This is a genomic window from Ralstonia sp. Ralssp135 (genome assembly GCF_047304345.1).
GTDB classification, from domain to species: Bacteria; Pseudomonadota; Gammaproteobacteria; order Burkholderiales; family Burkholderiaceae; genus Ralstonia; species Ralstonia chuxiongensis.
The window spans coordinates 1-24,691 of the sequence record NZ_JBGLYZ010000053.1; the positions used below are offsets into that span (position 1 = coordinate 1).

25 protein-coding genes and 1 pseudogene are annotated in these 24,691 nt (G+C 63.6%); 11 read left to right on the forward strand and 15 right to left on the reverse strand.

Features of this window, described 5'->3' with window-relative positions; all coding sequences use genetic code 11:
- From ACCD03_RS23540 to ACCD03_RS23575, 8 genes and pseudogenes are all read left to right on the forward strand, one after another.
- A pseudogene (locus ACCD03_RS23540) lies at positions 1–264 on the forward strand (ion transporter); the annotation flags it as partial.
- 22 nt (positions 265–286) lie between these two features.
- Entirely contained in the window at positions 287–1,420 is a 1,134-nt protein-coding gene (gene glcE / locus ACCD03_RS23545) for a glycolate oxidase subunit GlcE (RefSeq protein ID WP_413413080.1), read from the forward strand.
- A 13-nt stretch (positions 1,421–1,433) separates the two neighbouring features.
- The gene (gene glcF, locus ACCD03_RS23550) at positions 1,434–2,678 is read left to right on the forward strand and encodes a glycolate oxidase subunit GlcF (RefSeq protein WP_413413081.1); all 1,245 of its coding nucleotides are present in this window, start codon (positions 1,434–1,436) and stop codon (positions 2,676–2,678) included.
- 52 nt (positions 2,679–2,730) lie between these two features.
- Complete coding sequence (locus ACCD03_RS23555) at positions 2,731–3,108, forward strand: CidA/LrgA family protein (RefSeq protein ID WP_253538952.1); 378 nt, start codon at positions 2,731–2,733, stop codon at positions 3,106–3,108.
- Complete coding sequence (locus ACCD03_RS23560; RefSeq protein ID WP_045202630.1) at positions 3,105–3,836, forward strand: LrgB family protein; 732 nt, start codon at positions 3,105–3,107, stop codon at positions 3,834–3,836. The genes ACCD03_RS23555 and ACCD03_RS23560 overlap by 4 nt, the downstream gene beginning before the upstream one ends.
- Before the next feature lie 168 nt (positions 3,837–4,004).
- Entirely contained in the window at positions 4,005–4,400 is a 396-nt protein-coding gene (locus ACCD03_RS23565; RefSeq protein ID WP_027680594.1) for a VOC family protein, read from the forward strand.
- A 57-nt stretch (positions 4,401–4,457) separates the two neighbouring features.
- Positions 4,458–4,937, forward strand: coding sequence for a cupin domain-containing protein (locus ACCD03_RS23570; RefSeq protein ID WP_253538956.1), 480 nt, complete (start codon positions 4,458–4,460; stop codon positions 4,935–4,937).
- A gap of 41 nt (positions 4,938–4,978) precedes the next feature.
- A complete protein-coding gene (locus ACCD03_RS23575) occupies positions 4,979–5,677 on the forward strand; it encodes a helix-turn-helix transcriptional regulator (protein WP_413413082.1) in 699 nt (232 codons plus the stop codon).
- An 11-nt stretch (positions 5,678–5,688) separates the two neighbouring features.
- On the opposite strand, the gene ACCD03_RS23580 is transcribed toward ACCD03_RS23575, so the two are convergent.
- The 9 genes from ACCD03_RS23580 to ACCD03_RS23620 all read right to left on the reverse strand — a co-directional run bounded on the left by ACCD03_RS23580 (position 5,689) and on the right by ACCD03_RS23620 (position 15,097).
- Positions 5,689–6,186, reverse strand: a complete 498-nt coding sequence (locus ACCD03_RS23580) for a glutathione peroxidase (protein WP_253538957.1) — start codon at positions 6,184–6,186, stop codon at positions 5,689–5,691.
- Between the two features lie 97 nt (positions 6,187–6,283).
- Entirely contained in the window at positions 6,284–9,508 is a 3,225-nt protein-coding gene (locus tag ACCD03_RS23585; RefSeq protein WP_413413083.1) for a pilus assembly protein, read from the reverse strand.
- 29 nt (positions 9,509–9,537) lie between these two features.
- A complete protein-coding gene (locus ACCD03_RS23590) occupies positions 9,538–10,107 on the reverse strand; it encodes a PilX N-terminal domain-containing pilus assembly protein (protein WP_045202625.1) in 570 nt (189 codons plus the stop codon).
- A 2-nt stretch (positions 10,108–10,109) separates the two neighbouring features.
- Positions 10,110–11,147, reverse strand: coding sequence for a PilW family protein (locus ACCD03_RS23595; RefSeq protein ID WP_045202624.1), 1,038 nt, complete (start codon positions 11,145–11,147; stop codon positions 10,110–10,112).
- Positions 11,144–11,746: a type IV pilus modification protein PilV gene (pilV, locus tag ACCD03_RS23600; protein ID WP_316671502.1), complete on the reverse strand. Its 603-nt coding sequence runs from the start codon at positions 11,744–11,746 to the stop codon at positions 11,144–11,146. The genes ACCD03_RS23595 and pilV overlap by 4 nt, the downstream gene beginning before the upstream one ends.
- Positions 11,743–12,216, reverse strand: coding sequence for a GspH/FimT family pseudopilin (locus ACCD03_RS23605; protein ID WP_413413084.1), 474 nt, complete (start codon positions 12,214–12,216; stop codon positions 11,743–11,745). The genes pilV and ACCD03_RS23605 overlap by 4 nt, the downstream gene beginning before the upstream one ends.
- 8 nt (positions 12,217–12,224) lie before the next feature.
- Complete coding sequence (locus ACCD03_RS23610; RefSeq protein WP_413413085.1) at positions 12,225–12,662, reverse strand: type IV pilin protein; 438 nt, start codon at positions 12,660–12,662, stop codon at positions 12,225–12,227.
- Positions 12,663–12,859: 197 nt separating this feature from the next.
- The gene (locus ACCD03_RS23615; protein WP_045202621.1) at positions 12,860–13,999 is read right to left on the reverse strand and encodes a PilT/PilU family type 4a pilus ATPase; all 1,140 of its coding nucleotides are present in this window, start codon (positions 13,997–13,999) and stop codon (positions 12,860–12,862) included.
- Positions 14,000–14,053: 54 nt separating this feature from the next.
- Positions 14,054–15,097, reverse strand: coding sequence for a type IV pilus twitching motility protein PilT (locus ACCD03_RS23620; RefSeq protein ID WP_009241469.1), 1,044 nt, complete (start codon positions 15,095–15,097; stop codon positions 14,054–14,056).
- A gap of 122 nt (positions 15,098–15,219) precedes the next feature.
- Here ACCD03_RS23620 and ACCD03_RS23625 point away from each other — a divergent pair, with 122 nt between their 5' ends.
- On the forward strand, positions 15,220–15,936 hold the full coding sequence (locus ACCD03_RS23625; RefSeq protein ID WP_413413086.1) for a YggS family pyridoxal phosphate-dependent enzyme: 717 nt from the start codon (positions 15,220–15,222) through the stop codon (positions 15,934–15,936).
- 30 nt (positions 15,937–15,966) lie between these two features.
- Positions 15,967–16,791 carry a pyrroline-5-carboxylate reductase gene (gene proC, locus ACCD03_RS23630; protein ID WP_413413087.1) on the forward strand — a complete coding sequence of 275 codons (825 nt, stop codon included), beginning with the start codon at positions 15,967–15,969 and terminating at the stop codon, positions 16,789–16,791.
- A 54-nt stretch (positions 16,792–16,845) separates the two neighbouring features.
- Here the strand turns inward: proC and ubiA are convergent, their stop codons facing one another.
- From ubiA to ACCD03_RS23655, 5 genes are all read right to left on the reverse strand, one after another.
- Complete coding sequence (ubiA, locus tag ACCD03_RS23635; RefSeq protein ID WP_413413088.1) at positions 16,846–17,721, reverse strand: 4-hydroxybenzoate octaprenyltransferase; 876 nt, start codon at positions 17,719–17,721, stop codon at positions 16,846–16,848.
- A 67-nt stretch (positions 17,722–17,788) separates the two neighbouring features.
- Complete coding sequence (katG, locus tag ACCD03_RS23640; RefSeq protein WP_413413089.1) at positions 17,789–19,966, reverse strand: catalase/peroxidase HPI; 2,178 nt, start codon at positions 19,964–19,966, stop codon at positions 17,789–17,791.
- Positions 19,967–20,093: 127 nt separating this feature from the next.
- A complete protein-coding gene (locus ACCD03_RS23645) occupies positions 20,094–20,594 on the reverse strand; it encodes a Dps family protein (protein ID WP_045202616.1) in 501 nt (166 codons plus the stop codon).
- A gap of 174 nt (positions 20,595–20,768) precedes the next feature.
- The gene (locus ACCD03_RS23650; protein WP_045202615.1) at positions 20,769–21,011 is read right to left on the reverse strand and encodes a hypothetical protein; all 243 of its coding nucleotides are present in this window, start codon (positions 21,009–21,011) and stop codon (positions 20,769–20,771) included.
- 306 nt (positions 21,012–21,317) lie between these two features.
- On the reverse strand, positions 21,318–22,265 hold the full coding sequence (locus ACCD03_RS23655; RefSeq protein ID WP_045202614.1) for a LysR substrate-binding domain-containing protein: 948 nt from the start codon (positions 22,263–22,265) through the stop codon (positions 21,318–21,320).
- A gap of 154 nt (positions 22,266–22,419) precedes the next feature.
- On the opposite strand from ACCD03_RS23655, the gene ACCD03_RS23660 reads away from it, so the two are divergent.
- Positions 22,420–23,583 (forward strand): metallophosphoesterase, encoded by a 1,164-nt coding sequence (locus ACCD03_RS23660; RefSeq protein WP_325650057.1) that lies wholly within the window; start codon positions 22,420–22,422, stop codon positions 23,581–23,583.
- A gap of 147 nt (positions 23,584–23,730) precedes the next feature.
- Here the strand turns inward: ACCD03_RS23660 and ACCD03_RS23665 are convergent.
- On the reverse strand, positions 23,731–24,691 hold a 961-nt coding region (locus tag ACCD03_RS23665; RefSeq protein WP_413413090.1), incomplete at its 5' end, for an ATP-dependent DNA helicase RecG.

A 24,691-nucleotide genomic window follows, 5' to 3' on the forward strand; every position in this document is an offset into this window, starting at 1 on the left:
GATCTTGTGCCGCGCACGCCGCTGGGCCAGTTCATTACCTCGCTCACCATCCTCCTCGGCTACAGCATCATCGCGTTCCCGACCGGGATCATCGGCGCGGAACTGGTGAACACCATGCGCGAAGGATCTGCCTCCGCCGCCCCACCGCAGACCCGCGCGTGCAGCGGCTGCACGCTCGACCGTCACGACACAGACGCCGCATTCTGCAAGCGCTGCGGCACCCGGCTCCCACTGCTTCCAACGGAGACAGCTGGCAGCCAGTAAGCTGCCCGCCAGAAAGTTCGACATGCCAATCACCCCAGACACCGCCCTTTCGCCCGCGCTCTCGCGCTTTCGTGACGCCATCGCCCAGGCCGTCGACAGCCGCACGCCGCTTACCCTGCGTGGCGGCGGCACCAAGGATTTCTACGGCCGCGCACCGGCACCCCACGGCACGGTGCTCGACACACGCGAATGGTCCGGCATCGTCGACTACGACTGCGCCGAACTCGTCATCACGGCGCGCAGCGGCACGCCGCTCGTCGAGATCGAAGCCGCGCTGGCCGAGCACCGGCAAATGCTGGCGTTCGAACCCCCGCACTTTGCAGCGAATGGCCGACAGGCAACGGTGGGCGGTGCGTTTTCATCCGGCCTGTCCGGGCCGCGCCGGCAGTCGGTGGGCGCGCTGCGCGATTTCGTGCTCGGCGCCGTCGTCATGGATGGCCGCGGCGACATGCTCAACTTCGGCGGCCAGGTGATGAAGAACGTGGCCGGCTACGACGTCTCGCGCTTGATGGCCGGCGCGCTTGGCACGCTGGGCTTGATCGTGCAGGTGTCGCTCAAGGTGCTGCCGATACCGTTCTGCGATGCAACGCTGCGCTTTGCCCTGGCACAAGGCGAAGCCATCGATACCTTGAACCGCTGGGGCGGCCAGCCGTTGCCGATCGCGGCGTCTGCGTGGATCGACGGTGCGCTGTGGGTACGCTTGAGCGGCGCCGATGCGGCTGTGCGCGCGGCCATTACCAAGCTTGGCGGCGAGCGCGTTGACGACGCAGAAGGCGCCGCGTTCTGGCGCGACCTGCGCGAGCAATCGCATGCATTTTTTGCGCGCGCCGTGCAAGGCAGCCTGCCGCTGTGGCGCATCGCCCTGCCCCCGGCCACGCCGCCGCTGGCGCTCGGTCATGCCTCGGCCGACGAGCAACTCGTCGAATGGGGCGGCGGCCAGCGCTGGTGGATCGACACCGCCAACACCTCGGCTGACGTCATCCGAAATGCAGCAAGCAAGGCCGGTGGCCACGCCACGCTGTTCCGCAACGGCGACCGCGCCAGCGACATCTTCACGCCCGTCGCCGCGCCGTTGATGGCCGTGCACAAGCGCCTGAAGGACAGCTTCGATCCGCACGGCATCTTCAACCCGGGCCGTCTGTACGCCGACTTCTAACGCAAGCCCCATCATGCAAATCACGCTCGCGGCGTTCCTGCGCAACACCCCTCAGGGCGAAGAAGCCCAAAGCATCGTGCAGAAGTGCGTGCACTGCGGTTTCTGCACGGCCACCTGCCCGACCTACCAACTGCTCGGCGATGAGCTGGACGGCCCGCGCGGACGCATCTACCTGATGAAGCAGGTGCTGGAAGGCCAACCTGCCGGCGAGGCCACGCGTCTGCACCTGGACCGCTGCCTGACCTGCCGCAACTGCGAATCGACCTGCCCGTCCGGCGTAACGTACGGGCGCCTAGTGGAGATCGGCCGCAAGATCGTCGATGACCAGCTCGACGCGAAAGGTGAATCACGCCCGTTGGGCGAGCGCGCCGTGCGCTGGGCACTGCGCGAGGGGCTGACACGGCCGGCGCTGTTCGGCTCCGCGCTCAAGCTCGGACAGGCCGTGCGGCCGATGTTGCCGCAAGTGTTGCGCAACAAGGTTCCGGCCAAGCAGCCTCACGCCGGCACGCGGCCAAGCACCGCGCACGCACGCAAGATGCTGCTGCTCGAAGGCTGCGTGCAACCGGCCATGTCGCCCAACATCAATGCGGCCACGGCGCGCGTGTTCGACAAACTGGGCGTGCAGCTCATCAGCGCAGACCGCGCGGGCTGCTGCGGCGCCATCCGGTATCACATGAACGACCACGCGGGCGGCCTCGGCAACATGCGCGCCAACATCGATGCGTGGTGGCCGCATATCGAAGCCGGCGCCGAGGCCATCGTCATGACCGCCTCGGGCTGTGGCGCGATGGTCAAGGAATACGGCCACCTGCTGCGCGATGACCCGGCCTATGCCGAGCGTGCGGCGCGCGTGTCCGCCATGACGCGCGACCTGTGCGAGGTGCTGCCGGTGTTTTCGCCACAGCTTCTGCAGAAGGCCAAACCGGAAGCACAACGGCCGCGCGTGGCGTGGCACCCGCCCTGCACGCTCCAGCACGGTCAGCAGATTCGCGGTGCGGTCGAAACGCTGCTCGCATCGCTGGGCGTAGACGTCAAGCTCTGCGCCGACAGCCACCTGTGCTGCGGCTCGGCGGGCACGTATTCGGTGCTGCAACCGGAGCTGGCCTACCGCCTGCGCGACGACAAGCTCGCCAAGTTGCAAGCAACGCAGCCCGAGCGCATTGTCACCGCCAACATCGGCTGCGTGACGCATCTGCAGAGCGGCACAGACACGCCGGTTGAACACTGGATCGAGCTGGTCGACCGCATGCTGGCCTGAAACGAACGCAGCCGGGTTCTATACTTGGCGCTTCGTTTTACCCGGAGGCCCCATGCTGCAAACCTTCGCGATCCTGCTGACGTTCCAGTCGGTAGGAGAGCTGCTCACGTATTCGCTGCACCTGCCGGTGCCCGGCCCGGTGATCGGCATGGTGCTGCTGGTCATCTACCTTCTGGTGGACAAGGGCCGCGTGCTTGAAGTCATGCAGGGCACCGTCAGTGAGTTGCTGCGGCACCTGACCATCCTGTTCGTGCCGGCCGGCGTGGGCGTCATGACGCAACTGAACCGCATCGGGCAGGAATGGCTGCCGATCGTGGTGGCGACCGTCGTGTCGACGTGGCTCTCGATCGCCGCCGGTGCACTCGTCACCCGCGCGCTGATGCGCCGCATGGGTGACAGCGGCGAAGGCAACGAGGAGCTGGCCCCATGAACGCGATGGCTCCCAACCTGCACCAACTCTGGGTCTACCTGGCCGCGAGCCCGCTGTTGGGCCTGACCGCCACGCTCATCGCCTACCTGATCGGCGTGCGCCTGCACGAGCGCAGCCGCTTCAACCCGATGGTCAATCCGCTGCTGATTGCAGTCGTCATACTGGGCACACTCCTGACGCTCACGGGCACGCCGTACAAGACGTACTTTGACGGCGCGCAGTTCGTGCACTTCCTGCTGGGCCCGGCCACCGTCGCGCTGGCCGTGCCGCTGTTCCAGCAATGGGCGAAACTGCGCCGCCACGCGCTGCCGCTGATGGGCGGGCTGCTGGCAGGGTCCATCGTGGCGGTAGTGTCAGCAGTGGGCATCGCATGGCTGCTGGGCGCATCGCCCGAAACGCTGCGCTCCATGGCGCCGAAATCGGTGACGATCCCGATCGCCATGGGCATCTCGGAGAAGATTGGCGGCGCACCGACCATTACGGCGGTGCTGGTGCTCATTACCGGCATTGTCGGTGCGACCACCACGACGCGGCTGCTGAACCTGCTGCGCGTGCGCGAGTACAGCGTGCGCGGCTTTGCTACCGGCATTGCGGCGCATGGCATTGGTACGGCGCGCGCGTTTCAGGTCAATCCAGAGGCGGGGGCGTTCTCCGCGCTGGGCATGGGCCTGAACGGCGTGCTGACGGCGGTGCTGGTGCCGCTGCTGGCGGGCTGGATTCCGCACTGAACTGTTTCCCCCTCCGCCCGGCCTTCACTGCCTGGGCAACTTGCAACACGCTCCGCAATCCTCCTGAATGCTCCTGACAGAACGCTGTCAGGAGCCCCCCGCCAGAATCGCTCCACCTTAACGAGACAGGTTCCCCCAACCGCCTGCCTCATCAACCGGAGCGACAACATGGCAAGCGTGATCAACTGGTTTGAAATCCCCGCCAACGATTTCCCCCGCGCGGTGAAGTTTTACGAGAACGTTTTCGACACGCAGCTCAAGCAGGAAGACATGGGCGATCTGACCATGGGCGTCTTTCCGGCCGGTGAGACGACCATCCACGGTGCGCTGGTCAAGGGCGAAGGCTTTGCGCCGTCCGACAAGGGCAGCGTGGTCTACCTGAACGCACCCAACCTGGATGCCGTGCTCGAGCGCGTGAACGGCAGCGGCGGCCAATGCGTGTTCGGCCCGATGACGCTGCCCGACCACATGGGCCGCATCGCCCACATCGTCGACACCGAAGGCAACCGCGTCGGCCTGCACGAACCGGACGCCAAGACGCAGGCGTACCTGCTACAGCAGTAACGCCCCCAAGGCCGGTGCGCGGGCGCCGGCCTTTACTACGAGACAGAGAAGAACACCATGCCGAGCCAATCCCCGTATCTCATGCGTGCCGCGGATATCACCGCGCGCACGCAGTCGTTTTCGCACCCCTGGAACAGCCTGTCGGAAATCCACGGCACCATGATGGGCCGGCTGCTCGGGCTCAAGCGCACCGGCGTGAATTTCGCGCGCGTGCCGCCGGGCAAGGAATCATTCGTCTATCACTCGCACCAGCGCGAAGAGGAATGGATCTACATCCTCTCGGGCGAAGCGCAGGCTGAAATCGCCGACAGCATGTTCACCGTGCGCGCCGGTGATTTCATGGCGTTCCCCACGGGCATCGCGCACCACCTGCGCAACTGCGGCAAGGAAGACCTCGTCTATCTGTGCGGCGGTGAACATCTGAACATCGAGATTGCCGATTTCCCGCGACTGGGCAAGCGCATGCTGCGCCGTGGCGAACAGGTCGACGTGGTCGAAATCCACCCGCAACGTGAGCTGACGCCCTTCGGCGCGTAGGGGATATGGCGCGCATTGCACCCGGGCCGAAGGCCACTACAATGCCGCGCATGACCCGCCGCGCCGACCGCCTGTTCCAGATTGCCCAGATCCTGCGAGGCCGCCGTTTGACCACGGCGGCCATGCTGGCCGAGCGCCTCGGCGTGTCCGAGCGCACGGTGTATCGCGACATCCGCGACCTGTCTGTCTCGGGCGTGCCGATCGAAGGCGAAGCCGGCATCGGCTACCGCATGCGCGCCGGCTTCGACCTCGCGCCGCTCATGTTCACCGCCGATGAAGTCGAAGCCCTGGTGGCCGGTGCGCGGATGATCAAGGCATGGGGCGGCGGCACCATGGCTGACTCGGTGGAAGCGGCACTGGAAAAACTGATGGGCGCCCTGCCCGCAGAGCGCCGCAACGAAGCCGAGACCACACGCATCTTTGCGCCCGGCTACGGCATGGGCAGCGAGGTCAAGCAGGTCTTTGACTCGCTGCATGCGGCACTTGGCCGCCACGCCGTTGCGCGACTCTCCTACCGAGACGCGCAAGGCCAGTTGACCGAGCGCTGCATCCAGCCGCTCGGCCTGTTCTTCTGGGGACAAGTCTGGCTGGTGGCCGCCTGGTGCGAGCACCGTCAGGACTACCGCACCTTCCGCCTTGACCGCTGCGTGAAGGTCGACATTCTGGAGCGCCACTTTGCCGAGTCCGCCGAGCGCTCGCTGGCGGATTTCATGCGCAAGGTGCGAGGGTCGTCGGATTAACGACCGCAATCTCAGGCGGGATCGGGCTCCGCCAGCAGCCGCTCAATATCGTCAGCGATCTCTTCCGGCTTGGTCATGGGCGCGTAGCGCTTGTAGACCGTGCCGTCACGGCGCAGCAGAAACTTGGTGAAGTTCCATTTGACCGCTCCGATACCGAGCACGCCGGGCTTTTCCGAGGTCAGCCACTTGTAGAGCGGATGCGCGTTCGAGCCATTCACGTCGATCTTGCCGAACATCGGAAACGAGACGCCGTAGTTTTTCTCGCAGAACGCGCCGATTTCGTCTTCGCCGCCCGGCTCCTGCTTGCCGAACTGGTTGCACGGAAAGCCGAGCACCTCAAGGCCTTTCTCATGCAGCCGCTTGTACACCGCTTCCAGACCGGCGTATTGCGGCGTGAATCCGCACTTGCTCGCCGTATTCACGATCAGCAGGACCTTGCCTTTGTACTGCGACAGCGGCACGCGCTGGCCGGTCAACGAATCGGCCTCGAATGCGTAGACGTCACTCATGGCTACTCTCCGGATGGTTGCGGGAACGAGGGTGCTCCGGCACCTGTCGGGAATTGTAACGGCCCGCGCTGGGCGGGCCGTTGAGGGGCGATGCGGGTCAATGTTTGTCGGTGTCGGAGAACCAGAATGTGCGCTTGCGTTTGCCGAGGCCCTTAGGTGTCACTTGGACGGGGGCCAGCGCGGAGCCGCCTCCACCGGTGCCCGTCTGATTGCCGCAGCCGAAGCACACCGGCACTGGCGTCGTACCGCCATTGCCGTTGTTCACCAGCACCACGCCATAGACCGACGAGGGCGGGAAACCGCCGCCATCCAGCACCACCGAACGATTCGGGTTCTGGCCGGTGCCTGTCAGGAAGCTGACCGAATACGTGCGTGCGATGCCCAAGTTCGGGTAGCACGCACCGGCAGATGGAACCGCCGGGGTATTGGTTCCGAACGTGGTGTAGCCCGCCACCGTAAGGGGGGCGTTCACGACCTTCTCGCCTGGATTCGGCAGCGTGATGTAGAAGCCCGAGCCCGTCCCGCTGTACGCCGTCGAAGTGGAATCAACGAGGTTGGCTTCCGTCAACGGCACCCATCCCGCCGGCACAGGACCGAGATTCGGGTCCTTCAGCATGTAAAAGCGGTTGACCACGTTGTAAGCGGTGCCCGGCGTTGTAGAAGCCGAATAGAGCGGGTGCTCGCGATCGCCCGTGCCTGCCAAGACGGCGTTGAACGCCGCTGTTGGGACCACATCGGCCGCATAGAAGAACTTGCGCGCGTTGTTGGTGTTGGCCGCTCCGCCCAGTGACGCAAACTGCGTCAGCGCCCAGTTGGCGGGCGTATTGCCAGATGCACTCTGGAAATCCACACGCCAAATGTTGCCGCCCAGATCGCCCACGTAGGCCATCTGGATGTAGCCGCTGCCTGTGCGATCGACCGCCGTGACGTCGGAGGCGATCGAACGCGTGAGGCTGGTGTTCTTCACACACACGCCGGCCACACCGGTGCAGTTGGCCAAAGCGCTCCACACCGGCACGCCGCTGTAGGCATCAAGCACGATGATGCCGCGCCCCATGGTGTCGGTGCCGGGCGCGGGGTCGCTATCTTCGGAAGACGCATCGTAGCCGGCGCCCATGATCAGCACAGGGTTGGCGTAACCGGCCACACGCATCAGGCGCGGCTTGGACCACGTCTGGCCAAGTTCGGGAATGTCACTGTTACTGCGCGACCAGAGATAGCGCGGATTGAGCGGGTCCGACACGTCCAGCGCATAGATCAAGCTGCCGCCACGTCGTGCGGTCAGATAGATGATGGTGCGCGGGCTGGTCGCGTTGCGTTGGTCCTGCATGACGGTGGTGCTGCCATCGAAGAAGTCATCGCGCGGCGTTGGCGTCGGCGTGATGCCATTCGGCGTGGTGGACAATTTCACCTCCGGCGAATTGGCATAAAGCCGGCTCAGCTTGCCAATGAACTCCGGTGGGATGAAACCCCAGAGCTCGCCGCCAGGGCGCACGCCGTTGATACCAGTCGACTGGTTGCCATTGATCGCATGGAAGACACCATCGTTGGCGCCGTAAAACACCACGATGCCGGTAGTACCGCCGTAGTTGATAACCACCGGTCGGGAGTGCAACACGTCACCATGGATCGACGGGCGAATCGTCACCGGCGAGCCGGGGCCGGTTTCGGCCTCTTGTCCAGCAACCTTGGAGTTGTCCAGCGCGTAGACATCGCGCCCGCGTACCCAGTTGATGAAGTTGGTCTGCTCGCTCGAGGTGATAGTGGGGGCGCCGTTCGTACTGTTGTAGGAATTGATGGCGTTCAGCCCCGAGTTGCCCGCCAGCCATGTGTTGGCCGTATCGAATGTCGGCATGGCCGTGCTGGTCGGGCAGGTGCCCGCACCATTGCAAGTCAGTAGCGTACGGCCAGTCTGGCTCGTGAGGAACTGGGCGCGCAGCATTTCGCCGGCCCCTCCCTTCTCTACAACTTCGCCGTCTGGGGAGTCGAATGCCCATCCCTTGCTGGAAGGGCTGTTTTGCCAGAAGCCCTTGCTCGGCCAGTTGGCCAGGCTGCTGCCATAGCCACTTGAGCCGAACGACAGCGGCGGATCGGCCGTCCAGAAGCTGATCGCGTTGGGGGACATGAAACCCGTGCCTGCGTTGCTAAGCGCCGCGTTGCCAACGGAATCCAGCAGCTGCAGGCTGCCGTTGGCGTCGTAGCCCACCTGATACTGCTTGAGATTGCCCATCCAGCGCGGTGCCGCCGTCGCGTCAGGGCGGAACATGCCGATATACACCTGATTCAGGAACTGGCCCTGCGCGTTGACGGCCGCCGGCAAGCTGACCGACGCGAACACGCTATTGACCGCCTGGATTTCATTGAGGATCGACAGCAGTGCATCCTGCAGGCCCGCCACGTCGCCAAGCTGCACGGTGTAGGCTTTGCCGCCACCGTTGGTAGCCATGCTGTTGTCGAAGGTGACGTAGTCCTGATTCTTGCCGTCCGTCACCGTGATGGCGTAGGTAATGACGTTCTGCGGATTGGCGGTGTTGGCCGTTCCTTGCAGATCGCTCTGGTACATGTAGCGTGCCCACTCGTCCCCCCAGTTGGACGCGTACTTGCTGTTGATGGCGATTTGCGTCGTCTGTGCAGCCGTGGGCGTGGGCACCGCCGCCTGAAGCGCCGCCAGCATCTGCGTGTCACTTTCAGCCGGGTGACCGCTGTTGGTGGCGTTGCCAATGTAGATGACGAAATTGCGCTGGCAGGGGTTCGTGATGGGCGACGTGTACTTCGTGCCTGACAACCCCGTCACACCGGTGTTCTTGTAGCCGGCATAGAACGACCAGGCCTCTTGCATTGCGCCGGAGGTCTGGACGTTATTGCCGTTCAGATCGCCGGGAAACTGGTTTTGCAGGTACGACAGCAGGCTGTTCACGCCCGTGCTGTCCATCAACTGCAGTGTCTGCGATGACTTCGGGTTCGCCGTCGGAAACCTGAACAGGCCGCCCGGACTTTTCGGGTCAAACATCATCAGACCAAGATTGACGTTGCCCAGCAGCGAAGGATTGTTGGCAATCGACTGTGCGGCACCGTACAGAGCGCACTGCTCGGCTCCCGAGCTTTTGCTCGGGTTGGCCACCGTCAACCCCGTCGCAGAACATGTGAACGACGCGTTGGCGTCAGAGTTGGCGCCATCGTCAAAGATGATCACTACATTGGGCTTGCCGGCGTTCTGCTGCAACCCCGTATACAAATCGATGTCTTCAGCACTAGCGGGTTGAGCGCCTGACAGCGCAAGTGCCGTGGCGACAAACGCAAATCGTTGAGCAAATGAGCGCATATGGGTTCTTCCTGGCTTTGCGCGTTGGCTTACGGACACGCCGCGCCGGTCAGCACGCGAACTGCAACGCCCTGATGCAGCGTGGTGTTCACGGCCGTGCCGTTGGCATCGTTGACGGTGGCGGCAACATCCCATTGCGTCGCACTGCAATTCGACATGCCACCCGGTGTACCGGCGGCGGTCAGGATGCCGGTGTCGGAGTTGTTGTTCACGCCGCCGAAGCAGGACGAGTCGGCGGCAAAGTTGGGGCTGGTCGTATCAGTGGTCAATTGCGTGTTGGCGATCGGTTTGGTTGCCAGGCATGTTGGTGCGGCAACCTGCGCGGTGTAGTCCGTCTTGCCATCGCCGTTCACGTCCACCGGCACGTTGGTCGCGACCGGGTTGGAGGTGAAATCCACGCTGATGACCTGCTCAATGCCCTGCTGCGCGGCGCTGCGCGCTTCCAGGCCGTATTGCTGGTTGGCGGCGATCTTGGTGTTGATCACGCCCGAGTTCATCATCATCACGACGATGCCCATGAAGATCGCCAGGAAGATCAGCGTGACAACAAGCGTCACACCCGACTGACGTGCCGATTGGCGAACCGATAAGCGCCGCATGGCTACTCCCGTGGGCCGGCTACATTGGCGACGCGTGCGAGTTCCGCATAGACGTGTCGCTTATAGCCATCGTTGAAAGGGGCGGTGAGCGTGCCGCGACCCATGTCGTAAGACCGCGTGTCCGTCCAGCCCGGCGACACGCCCAGCGTGCGCGCAAGCACGTTGATGCGCACGGCGGTCACGTTGCTCCAGTTCGTCGCAGCGGACGCGGTCCAGTTGTAGCCGGTCACATTGGTGCACGCGGCGCTGTTGTCGATACCCGGATTGGCGACATAGCAATCGGGTGAACCGTTGCCGTCCATGTCTACGCCATAGGCGAAATGCACGTCGTCGATGCCCTGGGCGATTGAGTTGGGCGGCTGCAGCGCGCCATTGGAGAACTCGACCATCTTGAGCGTGGGAATGCTGTCGCCGCCGGTGCCGCAGCGGTCGCACGTGGCAAGGTAGAACGCTCGCACGCTGACTTGGCGCACCGGGGCAGCATTTGTACAGGTTTTGTCTTTCAACGCGAAGTCCGCGCTGTTGCTGCTGAAGACAAAGGGGGCGGTGTCCGTACTGCAGAACGAATCCTGCAGGTAGGTCTGACCAGCAACGATCGCGCTGGGCAACACGGCCGCGGTTGACACGCGGCGCACCACGAGGATTTCCGAATTGGGCGACAGGTTCGGCAAACACGTTGCCGGGTTCGTATTGGCGGCATAGCCGTAGATGGCAACGGGCACCGTCGCAGGGCTGTTGGTAAAGCCAAGTGCGTTGGTGGCGCTTGCGCACACATCGGGCGTGGCCAGCGCTGAGGTTCCCAGCAGATTCAGATCGCCAAGGAAGCCTCCGAGCGCGACTTCCTGGCTGATGATGTCGAGCGCATAGCGGCCGTTCTCGATCTGCGTGGCGCTGTTGCCCAGCTGCACGCGCGATTGCGAGGTGGACGCATACAGGCTGGCCAACGCGGTCAGCAGCAACAGCCCCAGCGTCATGCCGACCATCAGTTCAACCAGCGACATCCCGCGCTGCAGACGACGCAACGTGCGGTTCGGCGTCATGACAGCACCCCCATGCGCACCTGCACGCTAATGGCGCGCCGATAGGCGTCGTTACCGTAATTGCCGCTGCCGCTGCCACAGGGCAATGCCGGCGCCACGGTCTGCACCATGCCTTGCCATGCGACGGTTACGCGATAGATCTGATTGACCGTGTCGATGGCTTCGATACAGCCGCGCGCGCCGATCATGGCGCCCAGGGCAACGGTGCCGCTGGCGGCAGTCTCCGTATTGCCGAGCAGCGCATTGTTCCAAGCCGCGAGATCGGTTGTGACGGTGGCTTGCTGTGCGGCCGTGCCGGTCGTGCAGCTGGGTGCCGAGACACCGCCCGTGCCGGCCGTGGTGATTACACCGGGCGCGGCGTAGCACGAGGCCACCTGGCGATTGGCATTGAGCCGCGCAGCCATGTCCTGCAACAGCGTCAGGGCCTGCACGCGCTGGTAGGACTCCATCTCGGACTGGTTCGAGCGGACCATCATTCCGGCCGCGCCCAGCAGCGCCACCAGCAGGATCACGACCGAAATCAGGATCTCGATCAGGGTCGACCCACGCTGCCCGGCCTTGCGTAACCGGCGATGTGACAAATGTGCGATGGCGCTCATGAGCACGTCCCCGAAACCACGGCGACGCGGCCGGTGCCGCCCACCTGTACGCAACTCGACGAGACCGATTGCGACGCGCTCGTCGGCGTGACCTGGAACGTCACGCCGCCTGCAGTCGGTCGGCCATCGTTGCCGAACGACAGCGTATTGCCGTTGCTCGCCGCGATGGTGACGCCGCTGTACGGGCCGAAGGTGCGGATCACCGTGGCGGGCGTGCCCACCGTCAGCGTCCAGCCGGTCGCCCAGTTGCTGGTGGTTGAGACGGTGGCGATGGCGTTCTGCTTGACTGCCTCCGCACGCGCCAACGACACGGCAGAAGACAGGTCGAACGACGCATTGCGCGTGGCCTGTGTCGCAATCATTCCCGAGAACGACGGCACGGCAATCGTTACGAGAATGGCGAGCACGGCCAGCGTGACCATCAGCTCGGTCAGCGTGAAACCTTGAATGGGCTTGCGCAGGATGTTCATGGCTCGCCTCACTTCCAGCAGTTCGAGGCGCCGGTGGACGCCGCCTTGGCACCCGTGTTTGTCAGGGTGAGCGTGCCGCAGGCGGTGTCGTTTACCTGCTGCGAGCCCTGCGGATTCGCTGCCAGCTGATAAGACGGCGGCACACTGCTGGCGCTCAACGTGAAGGTGTAGTTTGGCGAGACGTTGGCCGGCACGTTGCTGGCGTATTGCAACGTGGCCAGATTCGACGCATAGGCACGGTTGTCGAGCAGGAAGCGCTCCTGCGCGGACGCCACTTCCTGCATGAAGGATTCCGCCGCTGCCCGATTGGAGCGGACGATGTACTGGACGTAGCTGGGATAAGCAATGATCGCCAGGATGCCGACAATGGCCACTGTGATCATGAGCTCAATCAGCGTAAAGCCCCGCGCCGCCCGCGCGCGCTGACACCTCGGCTTGCTTGCCACGTTTTTACCCACCCGGATTTGCTGTTGCTTTTATCGTTTTGATGCGCGCCCGCCGATGACTTGGCAGGCCCGCTCACCGCTTAAACGGCAATTCTCAGCAAATATTAAGGAAAGATCATGAGGCCCGGGTGGCCTTCCGAGCGGCGCAAACGTTGTGCGCCGCAAATTACCTCAAATGGTGTAGCGCTTTCGACACATCACACGACGTTGAGATGTTCAGTGCCGGCAGACAGATCTGTCTGCCCGCCGCGCTTGCTGTGCAGCTTGATCTGCAGGCGCAGATCGTTGAGGGAGTCCGCATTGCGCAGCGCGTCCTCGTAGGTGATCTTGTTTTCCTCGTACAGATCGAACAGCGCCTGGTCGAACGAGATCATCCCCTGCTCGCGGGATTTCTTCATGACCTCCTTCAGCTCGTGCACCTCGCCCTTGAAGATGAGGTCTTGCACCAGCGGGGTGGCCAGCATGATTTCGACTGCCGGCACGCGCCCCTTCCTACCCTGACGCGGCAACAGGCGTTGCGCGATCATCGCGCGCAGGTTCAGCGACAAGTCGATCAGCAGCTGCTGACGCTTCTCTTCGGGGAAGAAGTTGATGATCCGGTCAATGGCCTGGTTTGAGCTGTTGGCGTGCAGCGTGGCGAGGCACAGGTGACCGGTCTCCGCATACTGGATGGCGTATTCCATCGTGTCGCGGTCTCGGATTTCGCCGATCAGGATCACATCCGGCGCCTGGCGCAGCGTGTTCTTCAGCGCCACGTGCCAGGACTCGGTATCCACGCCCACTTCACGCTGCGTCACCACGCAGTTCTGGTGCGTGTGCACGTATTCCACCGGATCTTCAATGGTGATGATGTGGCCATACGAATTCGCGTTGCGATAGCCCACCATCGCCGCCAGCGAGGTCGACTTGCCCGAGCCCGTGGCACCCACCACGATCACCAGGCCGCGCTTGCTCATCACGATCTCGTTCAGGATCGGCGGCAAATCCAGCTCACCCAGCGTCGGGATCTTTGTGTTGATGGTCCGCAGCACCATGCCGGCGCGGCCCTGCTGCATGAACGCCGACACGCGGAAACGCCCCGCACCCGGCGCCGTGATGGCGAAGTTGCATTCCGAGCTGTCTTCGTACTCGCGCAGCTGCTTCTCGTTCATGATCGACTTGACCAGACCGACGGCCTGCACGGCATTCAGCGGCTGCTGCGAAATCGGCGTGACCTTGCCGTCCACCTTGATTGCGGGCGGAAATTCCGACGTGATGAACAAGTCCGAGCCACGGCTGTTCACCATCAACTGCAAGAGTTCGTGGATGTATTTGGTGGCGGCTTCGCGGTCCAGCATGGCGTGCCCCTCCTGAAGAGAATTGGAAAGCGCGCTGACGTGTGGGTCAGCGCATCAGTTCGCGAACGCGTCCGGGTTCTTGGCGATGGCGCGCGCGTCTGCGTAGTTGATCGCCGAGCGCTTGATCAGCTCAGACAGGCACTGGTCGAGCGTCTGCATGCCCATGCCGCTGCTGGTCTGCATCATCGAGTACATCTGCGAGATCTTGTTCTCGCGGATCAAGTGACGGATGGCCGGCGTGGCAATCATGATTTCGTGGGCGGCAATCCGGCCCGAACCATCGCGCGTCTTGAGCAGCGTCTGCGAGATCACCGCCTCCAGCGATTCGGAAAGCATGGTCCGGACCATCTCCTTCTCGTCTGACGGGAACACGTCGACGACCCGGTCGATGGTCTTGGCGGCCGAGCTGGTGTGCAGCGTGCCAAACACCAAGTGACCGGTTTCTGCGGCGGTGAGCGCAAGGCGAATGGTCTCAAGGTCACGCAATTCGCCGACCAGCACCACGTCCGGATCTTCACGCAGTGCCGACTTCAGCGCATTGGCGAACGAGTGCGTATGCGGGCCAAGCTCGCGCTGGTTGATCAGGCTTTTCTTCGATTCGTGCACGAATTCGATCGGGTCCTCCACCGTGAGGATGTGGCCCATATCGTTTTCGTTGCGGTGATTGACCATCGCGGCGAGCGTCGTCGACTTGCCCGAACCGGTCGGGCCGGTAACGAGCACCAGGCCGCGCGGCTTCATTGCCAGGTCCGCAAACACCGCCGGCGCCTTCAGGTCATCCAGCGAGAGCACCTTCGACGGAATCGTCCGGAACACGGCCGAAGCGCCGCGGTTCTGGTTGAACGCGTTAACCCGGAAACGCGAGAGCCCCGGGATCTCAAACGAGAAGTCGACTTCCAGGTTTTCTTCGTAGACCTTGCGCTGCCCGTCGCTCATGATGTCGTACACCATGGAGTGCACATCTTGGTGCGTGAGCGGTGGCACGTTGATCCGGCGCATGTCGCCGTGAATCCGGATCATCGGCGGCAGTCCGGCCGACAGGTGCAAGTCCGACGCCTTGTTCTTGGCGGAAAACGCCAGAAGCTGCGCGATGTCCATCTTATAATGACCCCCGACTTTTTTATGTCGCCCGGGCGTCGCAATGGCGCCTCCAGACGCGCTCCGAGCCGTTGATTTGACGTGCCGGAACCTTGTTTATTTGTAACAAACGTCGCCGGATTATGTCTGTAATCGCCGCCAACTTGCAAGCCGTGCGTCAACGGATCACAACGGCCTGCACACTGGCTTCGCGCGATGCTGCGGGTGTCACATTGCTGGCCGTTTCGAAGACGTTCGACGCCGATGCCGTACGCGCCGCACATGCTGCAGGGCAACGCCCCTTCGGCGAAAACTACGTGCAGGAAGGCATCGCCAAGATCGACGCGCTGGCCGACCTGCGCACGGGCCCCGACCCGATCCACTGGCACTTCATCGGCCCCCTGCAGAGCAACAAGACGCGCGCCGTGGCCGAGCAATTCGACTGGGTACACAGCGTCGACCGCCTCAAGATTGCCGAGCGCCTCTCGGCCCAGCGCCCCGACACCTTGCCGCCGCTGCAGATCTGTCTTGAGATCAACATCAGCCGCCAGACCAGCAAACATGGTCTGATGCCAGATTTCGATGAAGTGCTTGCCGTGGCACAAGCCGTCTCGGCGCTGCCCCGCCTGCAATTGCGCGGCCTGATGGCCGTGCCTGAGCCGAGCGAAGACCCTGCTACGCAGCGCAAGCCGTTTGCCGATCTGCGCGCCCTGGCAGGTCGGCTGCGCGAGGCCGGCATCCCGCTCGATACCTTGTCGATGGGCATGTCCGCCGACCTGGAAGACGCGATTGCCGAAGGCGCCACCATTGTGCGCGTCGGCAGCGCCATCTTCGGTGCGCGGCAGTATGCAAACGCCTGAATTCCTGTTTTCTTTCACACCACCACTCTCATGCTCGACACTCTGAAACTCGGCTTCATCGGCGGCGGCAACATGGCGGCGGCCCTCATCGGCGGCCTGATTGCCAAGGGCGCGCACGGCGCCAACATCGTGGTGGTGGACCCGACCGAGCCTGCCCGCAGCCGCGCCGAACAAACCTGGGGCGCCCGCACCGCTGCCGCCCCCGGCGCAGAAATGGCCGACCGCGACGTGATCGTCCTGGCAGTCAAGCCGCAGCAGATGCGTGAGGTCTGCGCGCAAATCGCCCCGCACCTGGGTGACAGCCTGGTGCTGTCGGTGGCGGCGGGCATCCGGATCCAGGATCTGTCACGCTGGCTGAATGGTCATGCGCGTATCGTGCGGGCCATGCCAAATACGCCAGCGCTCTCCGGCCTGGGGATGACTGGCCTGGCTGCCAATGCGGGCCTGTCGGATAACGACCGCGCAACAGCGAGCGCCATCGCCAATGCCGTCGGCAAGAGCGTGTGGGTGCCCGCCGAGGCGCAGATTGATGCGGTGACCGCCATCTCGGGCAGCGGCCCGGCGTACGTGTTCTATTTCATCGAAGCGATGCAGCAGGCGGCGCAGGAGTTGGGGCTGTCCGCGGAGGATGGCCGCACGCTGGCGGTCGAGACATTTGTTGGCGCGGCCACGCTGGCAGGCCAATCGCCTGAGCCGGTTGAGGTGCTGCGCGAGCGCGTGACATCCAAAGGTGGGACGACCTATGCGGCGCTCACTTCAATGGAGGGAGCTGATATTAAGGCTGCCTTTGTACGCGCGATGCATGCTGCGGCGGCACGCGGTAAGGAGATGGGCGAGGAATTCGGGCGGGATTGAACCTGTCGGTCCATCCCCGGCTGAGTATGAATCGCGGGATGGACCAACAACGCCCTAGCGCAGCAAATACGCCGCCGCCACACCAGCAAACAAACAAGCCCCCAGCCAATTGTTATGCCGGAAAACAAAAAAGCACTTCATCCGATCCCGCGTCTGCAGCATCGGGTAATACCAAAGCGACAACGCCACGGCGGCGGCAAACCCGATCCAATACGCCAGGCCTAGCGCCATCACGTGGCCGGCCCAGGCCATGATCCCGAAGAAACCGACGTAGCACAGCATGATCGCCACCACGTCGTAGCGTCCGAACGTAATGGCCGACGTTTTGATGCCGATGAGCAGATCGTCATCGCGATCGACCATCGCGTATGCGGTGTCGTAGGCAACGGCCCAGAACACATTGCCGGCAAGCATCAGCCACGCCAGCAGCGGCACCTGATCCTGCACCGCTGCGTACGCCATCGGGATCCCAAACCCGAACGCAATGCCCAGGTACGCCTGCGGAATCGCGAAGAACCGCTTGAAGAACGGATACGTGCCGGCAATCACGATGGCCGCCACCGACATCCATTTGGTCAGCGCATTGAGCGGCAGGATCAGCGTGAAGGCGACGAGCGACAGCACCGCCGCAACCGCCAGCGCTTCCCACGGGGCAATCAGGCCAGCGGTGAGCGGCCGCTCCTTGGTGCGTTTGACGTGTTTGTCAAAGTCGCGATCCGCCCAGTCGTTGACGGCGCAGCCAGCCGAGCGCATCAGGAATGTGCCGACCGTGAAAATCACCACCAGCGACACCGGCGGATGGCCATCAGCGGCCATCCATAGCGCCCACAGCGTCGGCCACAGCAGCAGCAGCGTACCGATCGGTTTGTCCATGCGCATCAGGCGCGCATAGAGCACGAGGCGGCTGGGTTGGGCGGCGGACGATTGCATGGAAATCACCAAAGAAAAATGGCGCCTGCACGAGGCAAGGCGCCATTTTAGTCCCGCCGAAAGCAGCTTAGGCGGCGGCCAAATCGAATCGGTCGAGATTCATCACCTTGACCCAAGCGGCAACGAACTCGCTGATGAAGCGCTCCTTACCGTCGGCGCTGCCAAACACCTCGGCCAGCGCACGCAGGATGGAATTCGAGCCGAACACCAGATCGACGCGCGTGCCGGTCCATTTGCGCTCGCCCGTCTTACGGTCAATGCCCTCGTAGATATCGCCTGCGGCCTTCCATTCGGTACCCATGTCGAGCAGGTTGACGAAGAAATCGTTGGTCAGCGTGCCCGGCGTGGCGGTAAATACGCCGTGCTGGCTGCCATCCGCATTGATGTTGATGGCGCGCAGGCCACCGATCAGTACGGTCAGCTCAGGTGCGGTCAGCGTCAGCAACTGGGCCTTGTCAAGCAGCAGCACCTCGGCCGGCATCGCGTAGTCGGCTTTCCGGTAGTTGCGGAAGCCGTCGGCCACCGGTTCGAGCGGCGCGAACGAGGCGGCGTCGGTCTGCTCGGCCGTGGCATCGACGCGGCCCGGCGTGAACGGCACGGTGATCGTCGTGCCGGCAGCCTTGGCGGCCAGTTCGATACCGACGCTGCCTGCCAGCACGATCACATCGGCCAGCGAAGCCTTGCCGGAGGCGCGCTGAATCTCTTCCAACTTGGCCAGCGTGCCGGCCACCGGCTGGTTGACCGCCCAGTCCTTCTGCGGCGTCAGGCGAATGCGCGCACCGTTGGCACCGCCGCGCTTGTCCGAACCGCGGAAGGTCGAGGCGGACGCCCATGCCACCGCAACCAGCTCGGATGCCGACAGGCCGGAAGCAGCAATCTTCGCCTTGAGGTCGGCGATGTCGGCCTCGGTCGGCTTGTGCGTGGCCGCCGGCAGCGGGTCTTGCCAGATTAGGTCTTCACGCGGCACTTCGGGGCCAAGGTAACGCGATTTCGGACCGAGATCGCGGTGCGTGAGCTTGAACCAGGCGCGCGCAAAAGCTTCAGCAAATGCCTGCGGGTTGTCGAGGAAGCGGCGCGAGATCTTTTCGTACGCCGGATCGAAACGCAGCGACAGGTCGGTCGTCAGCATGGTTGGCTTGCGCTTGGGCGAATCGGGCGTCGGGCCCGGAATGATCGCTTCGGCGTCCTTGGCCACCCACTGCAGCGCGCCGGCGGGGCTCTTCTCCTGCACCCATTCGTACTTGAACAGGTTTTCGAAGAAGAAGTTGCTCCATTGCGCAGGGGTCTGCGTCCAGGTGACTTCCAGCCCGCTGGTGATGGCATCGGCGCCCTTGCCGGTGCCAAAGGTGCTCGCCCAGCCCAGGCCTTGCGCTTCCAGCGGAGCCGCTTCGACATCGGCGCCAACGTGGCTCGCCGCGCCCGCGCCGTGCGTCTTGCCAAAGGTGTGGCCACCGGCAATCAGCGCGACGGTTTCTTCGTCATCCATCGCCATGCGGGCGAAGGTGTCGCGGATGTCGCGTGCAGCAGCCAGTGGATCGCCGTTGCCATCCGGGCCTTCCGGGTTCACATAGATCAGGCCCATTTGCACGGCGGCCAGCGGGTTCGCAAGATTGCGGTCGCCCGAGTAGCGGCTATTGGGGTTGTTGGTGGGCGCGAGCCAGGTGGTCTCGCTGCCCCAGTACACATCGTTGTCCGGTTCCCAGGTGTCTTCACGGCCCGCGGCAAAGCCGAAGGTGCGGAAGCCCATGGTTTCGAGTGCCACGTTGCCGGTCAGGATCAGCAGGTCGGCCCACGAGATTGCCTGGCCGTACTTCTGCTTGATCGGCCACAGCAAACGGCGCGACTTGTCGATATTGACGTTATCGGGCCAGGAGTTGAGCGGTGCGAAACGTTGCTGGCCGCGCCCTGCGCCGCCACGGCCATCGCCCGTGCGGTACGTGCCGGCAGCGTGCCATGCCATGCGGATGAACTGCGGGCCATAGTGTCCGAAGTCTGCCGGCCACCAGTCTTGCGAATCCGTCATCAGGCGGCGCAAATCGGCCTTGAGCGCGTCGTAGTCGATCGTGTTGAAGGACTTGCGGTAGTCGAACTTCGGGCCGAGCGGATCCGACTTCTCGGAATGCTGGTTCAGCAGATCAACGCGCAGCTGATTGGGCCACCAATCCTTGTTGGCCGTACCGCCACCGAAGGCGTGCGAAGCAGCGGGAGCATGGCCGGAAAACGGGCATTTGGCTTCAGTCGTCATGATTCTCTCGTTTAGGTCATGGGGTTGATGCTGTCCCACCCGCAACACAACGGGCTCGCGGGAGGGACGCAATTCGCTGCTGTCGAAACGCCTGTCGCAAACTTGGCGAACGGCCGTCAAGCCAGCCTTAAGCCAGTAGCGAGCGCAGCATCCACGCGGTCTTCTCGTGGATGTCCATGCGTTGCGTCAGCAAGTCGGCGGTCGGTTCGTCGGCGGCCTTATCGACATCCGGGAACAGGCTGCGGGCGGTGCGCGTCACGGCTTCGTGGCCGGCTACCAGCTCACGCACCATGTCCATCGCCTCGGGAATGCCCTTCGATTCCGGAATCGACGACAACTTGGCGAACTCCGAATACGAGCCCGGCGCGGGATAGCCCAAGGCGCGAATACGCTCAGCAACCGGGTCGACGGCATTCCATAGTTCGTTGTACTGCGTCTCGAACATCAGATGCAGCGTGTTGAACATCGGGCCGGTGACGTTCCAGTGGAAGTAATGCGTCTTCAGATACAGCGAGTAGGTATCGGCCAGCAGGCGCGACAGGCCTTCTGCGATCTTCTTGCGATCCTTGTCAGCGATGCCGATGTTGATCTGGGCTGCGGCAGTCGCGCCGTTGTTCTTCTTTGCCATCTGGATTCCCCTATGAAGTGGTGTGCAAAAACGCGATGCCCTTGCCTTGATTCAGCGTCGGGCCACGCGTGCTTCGAGCCTTCTTTCGGTTGCCGCTCGCGCAGCAAGTTCCGATCGTCGCATCGTCCTATGACGAAACGCACAGCGGATGGCAACCGAGCATCAGGCCGGTCATCAGACCATGAGCTGCACCATACCGTGCAGGAGCACGATCATAGCGCCGGCAGCCACGATGGTTAGACCGATCTGCTTGCGCACCCACTTGCGTTGCAGGCGGGCGGATTCTGCAGCGCGGGTGCCGAGCCCACCGGCCGCACTGCCGGGCATGCCGGACAGCGTCGGCACCTCTGCCTGCGACGCGCGCACGGTGCCCGCAAACCCCTGCCATTCCGAAACAAACATCCGCACCATTGCCATGCTTTTTCTCCTTGCAACCACCCGCGTTCCTGATGCCCGCACGACAAGCGCGGGCAGCTTCATGCATTCATCAGGTCAGTGCGATTCACCATAGGCAGCGAGCCATTCCAGCACGGTCGCGACGGTGTTCGAGGCAGGCGGCAGGGACATGACGGGCTCCACGGTGATTGGGCAGTGAGCGATGCGCTCACCATGGAAAACAGTCTACCTTTGCACTATCGATTCGTATATTTGATTGTTTTTATCTATCAGTTAGGCGTGCGCTATGGCCGCCATGGGATGACGGCCAACGGATATCTAAGAGGATCAGTGAATCAGCGGGGTGGGCGGCAACAGCTTGATGCCGGGCAGTTCGCATTGCGCGACCGCCTTGGCCACCGCTTCGATCGCGGCAATGCGGGTGAAACTCTTGCGCCAGGCCAGAACAACGCGGCGGTCAGGCACAGGCTCCTGAAACGGCACGTAACTCAGCAGATCAGTGGCGGCAGGCTGCATGCTCGGCACCGACGTGCGCGGCAGCACCGTAATGCCCACGCCGCTGGCGACCATATGGCGGATCGTTTCCAGGGACGAACCTTCGAACGTCTTCTGGATACCGTCCGCGTTCTGCGAGAAGCGCGACAACTCCGGGCACACCCCGAGCACATGGTCGCGGAAGCAATGCCCGTTGCCGAGCAGCAGCATGGTCTGTTGCTTGAGCGCTTCCGGGTCCACCGACGACGCCTTGGCCAACTCGTGACCGCGCGGCACCGCTACGACAAAGGGCTCGTCATACAGCGGCACCGTCATCAGGCCGGCTTCGGGAAACGGCTCGGCCATGATGGCGCAGTCGATCTCGCCCTGCTTGAGCAGCTCCACCAGCCGTACGGTGAAGTTCTCCTGCAGCATCAGCGGCATCTGCGGGACGGTGTCGATCATCTGCTTGACGAGCGCGGGCAGCAGATACGGCCCGATCGTGTAGATCACCCCCAGGCGCAGCGGCCCGGCCAGCGGGTCCATCCCCTGCTTGGCGATCTCGCGGATCGCCATCGTCTGTTCAAGCACGCGCTGCGCCTGTGTGACGATCTGCTCGCCCACTGGCGTGACGCTCACTTCCGATGCGCCGCGCTCGAAAATCTGCACGGCCAGTTCGTCTTCCAGCTTCTTGATGGCCACCGACAGCGTCGGTTGCGAGACGAAGCAGGCCTCGGCGGCACGCCCAAAGTGGCGTTCCCGCGCGACGGCGACGATGTATTTGAGTTCAGTGAGCGTCATGACGATCAATCGGCTTGGGGATGTCGATAGATTTTACCAAGGGACGTGCAATATTGCTTGGTGTTCGAACGACGGCCCCGGCATTGACAACGCTGCCATCCACCCCATCTTCCGGGGATACGCCCCACCGAGACAAAAAAGGAGCCGCCCCAACATGAGTGACGAACCTAACGGCAGCCGATCCCTGCCCCGCGGCAGACGCCGCTTTCTGGCAACGACAGTGGCGCTCATGGCAGCGCTGCATCTCTACATCGGTTGGCGGCTGCTGCCAGATCTGGGCTGGAACGGCGCGGGCTGGGCTGCAGGCGTCGTCTTCCTGCTCGTATCGACGGTGATGATTCCCACTGGGATGGCTGCGCGCTTCGTGATCCGCCCCATCTCGCTGGCGGATCGCGTGACCTGGTTTGGCGCGTTGCTGATGGGCCTGTTCTCGTCTCTGCTGGTGTTGACGCTGCTGCGCGACGTGGCGCTCATCGTGCTGCCGCAGGCCTATCGCCACGACTCGGCCCTGCTGGTCGTCGCCCTCACCTTACTGGTGACCTTGATCGGCTATGTCAACGCGCGCCGCATCCCCCGCGTCGCCCGGGTGACGGTGCCCATTGCGGATCTGCCCGCCGCGCTGCACGGCTTCACCATCGCGCAAATCACTGATCTGCACGTCGGGCCCACCATCAAGCGTGCGTATGTGACGGGCGTGGTCGAGCGGCTCAATGCGCTGCAACCGGACGTCGTCGCCGTGACGGGCGATCTGGTGGACGGCGAGGTTGACGTGCTGCGTCCGCATATCGCGCCGCTGGCCGGCATGTCGGCTCGGCACGGCGTTTTTGCGGTGACGGGCAATCACGAGTACTACTCAGGGGTCGGCCCCTGGGTGTCGGAGTTCGAGCGGCTCGGCATGCGCGTGTTGATGAACGAGCATGCGGTGCTTGAACACAACGGCGCGCCGCTGGTGATCGCGGGCGTGACCGATTTCAGTGCGGGCAAGTTCGACGCTACACACGCGAGCGATCCAACCCGGGCGCTGGCTGGGTCGCCGCCCGGCGTGACGCCCACCATCCTTCTCGCGCATCAACCGCGCAGTGCCCCGGCCGCAGCGGAGGCGGGCTTCGACCTGCAACTGTCCGGGCACACCCATGGCGGCCAGTTCTGGCCGTGGAGCCTGTTTGTTCCACTGCAGCAGCCTTTTACGGCTGGCTTGCACAAGCTGGGGCGCCTGTGGATCTACACCAGCCGTGGCACGGGATATTGGGGGCCGCCCAAGCGGTTCGGCGCGCCGTCGGAGATCACGCTGATACGGCTGGAACCGACCGTCGGCTAAACCTAAGAACGGATATCCGACGAAGAAAACGTTCAGTTGACGGAGATCGCCGCCCTGCTCAATCAGGCCGATCGTGCGATGTACACGGTCAAGCGCTTGCGCAAGCAGGCGCAGTTGGCACCCTAAAAAAGGCGTGCGCCGCCGGCCTTAGACACGCAGGTAGTGCTCGCGCTCGCCCAGCCAGCGCTTGAGATGGGTGTCGACGGCTTCCGGAAAGCGGGCGAGCATGTCGTCCGCCGCTCCTTGGGCAAATTCGACGAGCCAAGCATCGTGGTTCAGATCGGCAAAGCGCAGCATCGCTTCACCCGACTGCCGCGCGCCCAGGAATTCGCCGGGGCCACGGATCTCCAGATCGCGCCGGGCGATTTCGAAACCATCGGTGGTTTCGCGCATGGTCTGCAGACGCTGCTTGGCCGTCGGCGACAGAGGCGCCTGATACAGCAGCACGCATACCGATTCCGCCGTGCCGCGCCCCACCCGCCCGCGTAGCTGATGCAACTGCGCAAGGCCAAAGCGCTCGGCGTGCTCGATCACCATCAACGAGGCATTGGGCACATCCACACCGACTTCAATGACGGTGGTGGCCACCAGCACGTGCAGCTCGCCGCCGGCGAAGGCGCTCATCACGGCGGCCTTCTCGGCGGATGGCAAGCGTCCGTGCACGAGGCCAACCTTCAGGCCTTGCAGACTTTGCGAAAGCGTCTCGAAGGTTTCGACGGCGGTCTGCAGCTGCAGCGCCTCGCTCTCTTCGATCAGCGGGCAAACCCAATAGACCTGTCGACCTTCGCGTGCGGCGGCGTAGATGCGTTCGATGACTTCGTCGCGGCGCGCATCGTTCACCAGGCGAGTGACGATGGGCGTGCGGCCGGGCGGCAATTCGTCGATGGCAGAGACGTCGAGATCGGCGTAATACGTCATCGCCAGCGTGCGCGGGATCGGCGTGGCGGACATCATCAGTTGGTGCGGCACTTGGGCGTTGGCGGCAGGTGCATCGCCGTTGCTTGCCTTGCCGCGCAAAGCCAACCGCTGCGCCACGCCAAAGCGATGCTGCTCATCCACCACGGCCAGGCCAAGCCGCGCGAACGTGACCGCATCCTGGATCAGCGCG

Excerpts from the sequence above, each read along its gene's own strand:
- glcE (WP_413413080.1), top strand. The coding sequence starts at position 287 with ATGCCAATCACCCCAGACACCGCCCTTTCGCCCGCGCTCTCGCGCTTT.
- glcF (WP_413413081.1), top strand. The coding sequence starts at position 1,434 with ATGCAAATCACGCTCGCGGCGTTCCTGCGCAACACCCCTCAGGGCGAA.
- ACCD03_RS23555 (WP_253538952.1), top strand. The coding sequence starts at position 2,731 with ATGCTGCAAACCTTCGCGATCCTGCTGACGTTCCAGTCGGTAGGAGAG.
- ACCD03_RS23560 (WP_045202630.1), top strand. The coding sequence starts at position 3,105 with ATGAACGCGATGGCTCCCAACCTGCACCAACTCTGGGTCTACCTGGCC.
- ACCD03_RS23565 (WP_027680594.1), top strand. The coding sequence starts at position 4,005 with ATGGCAAGCGTGATCAACTGGTTTGAAATCCCCGCCAACGATTTCCCC.
- ACCD03_RS23570 (WP_253538956.1), top strand. The coding sequence starts at position 4,458 with ATGCCGAGCCAATCCCCGTATCTCATGCGTGCCGCGGATATCACCGCG.
- ACCD03_RS23575 (WP_413413082.1), top strand. The coding sequence starts at position 4,979 with ATGCCGCGCATGACCCGCCGCGCCGACCGCCTGTTCCAGATTGCCCAG.
- ACCD03_RS23580 (WP_253538957.1), bottom strand. The coding sequence starts at position 6,186 with ATGAGTGACGTCTACGCATTCGAGGCCGATTCGTTGACCGGCCAGCGC.
- ACCD03_RS23585 (WP_413413083.1), bottom strand. The coding sequence starts at position 9,508 with ATGCGCTCATTTGCTCAACGATTTGCGTTTGTCGCCACGGCACTTGCG.
- ACCD03_RS23590 (WP_045202625.1), bottom strand. The coding sequence starts at position 10,107 with ATGCGGCGCTTATCGGTTCGCCAATCGGCACGTCAGTCGGGTGTGACG.
- ACCD03_RS23595 (WP_045202624.1), bottom strand. The coding sequence starts at position 11,147 with ATGACGCCGAACCGCACGTTGCGTCGTCTGCAGCGCGGGATGTCGCTG.
- pilV (WP_316671502.1), bottom strand. The coding sequence starts at position 11,746 with ATGAGCGCCATCGCACATTTGTCACATCGCCGGTTACGCAAGGCCGGG.
- ACCD03_RS23605 (WP_413413084.1), bottom strand. The coding sequence starts at position 12,216 with ATGAACATCCTGCGCAAGCCCATTCAAGGTTTCACGCTGACCGAGCTG.
- ACCD03_RS23615 (WP_045202621.1), bottom strand. The coding sequence starts at position 13,999 with ATGCTGGACCGCGAAGCCGCCACCAAATACATCCACGAACTCTTGCAG.
- ACCD03_RS23620 (WP_009241469.1), bottom strand. The coding sequence starts at position 15,097 with ATGGACATCGCGCAGCTTCTGGCGTTTTCCGCCAAGAACAAGGCGTCG.
- ACCD03_RS23625 (WP_413413086.1), top strand. The coding sequence starts at position 15,220 with ATGTCTGTAATCGCCGCCAACTTGCAAGCCGTGCGTCAACGGATCACA.
- proC (WP_413413087.1), top strand. The coding sequence starts at position 15,967 with ATGCTCGACACTCTGAAACTCGGCTTCATCGGCGGCGGCAACATGGCG.
- ubiA (WP_413413088.1), bottom strand. The coding sequence starts at position 17,721 with ATGCAATCGTCCGCCGCCCAACCCAGCCGCCTCGTGCTCTATGCGCGC.
- katG (WP_413413089.1), bottom strand. The coding sequence starts at position 19,966 with ATGACGACTGAAGCCAAATGCCCGTTTTCCGGCCATGCTCCCGCTGCT.
- ACCD03_RS23645 (WP_045202616.1), bottom strand. The coding sequence starts at position 20,594 with ATGGCAAAGAAGAACAACGGCGCGACTGCCGCAGCCCAGATCAACATC.
- ACCD03_RS23650 (WP_045202615.1), bottom strand. The coding sequence starts at position 21,011 with ATGGCAATGGTGCGGATGTTTGTTTCGGAATGGCAGGGGTTTGCGGGC.
- ACCD03_RS23655 (WP_045202614.1), bottom strand. The coding sequence starts at position 22,265 with ATGACGCTCACTGAACTCAAATACATCGTCGCCGTCGCGCGGGAACGC.
- ACCD03_RS23660 (WP_325650057.1), top strand. The coding sequence starts at position 22,420 with ATGAGTGACGAACCTAACGGCAGCCGATCCCTGCCCCGCGGCAGACGC.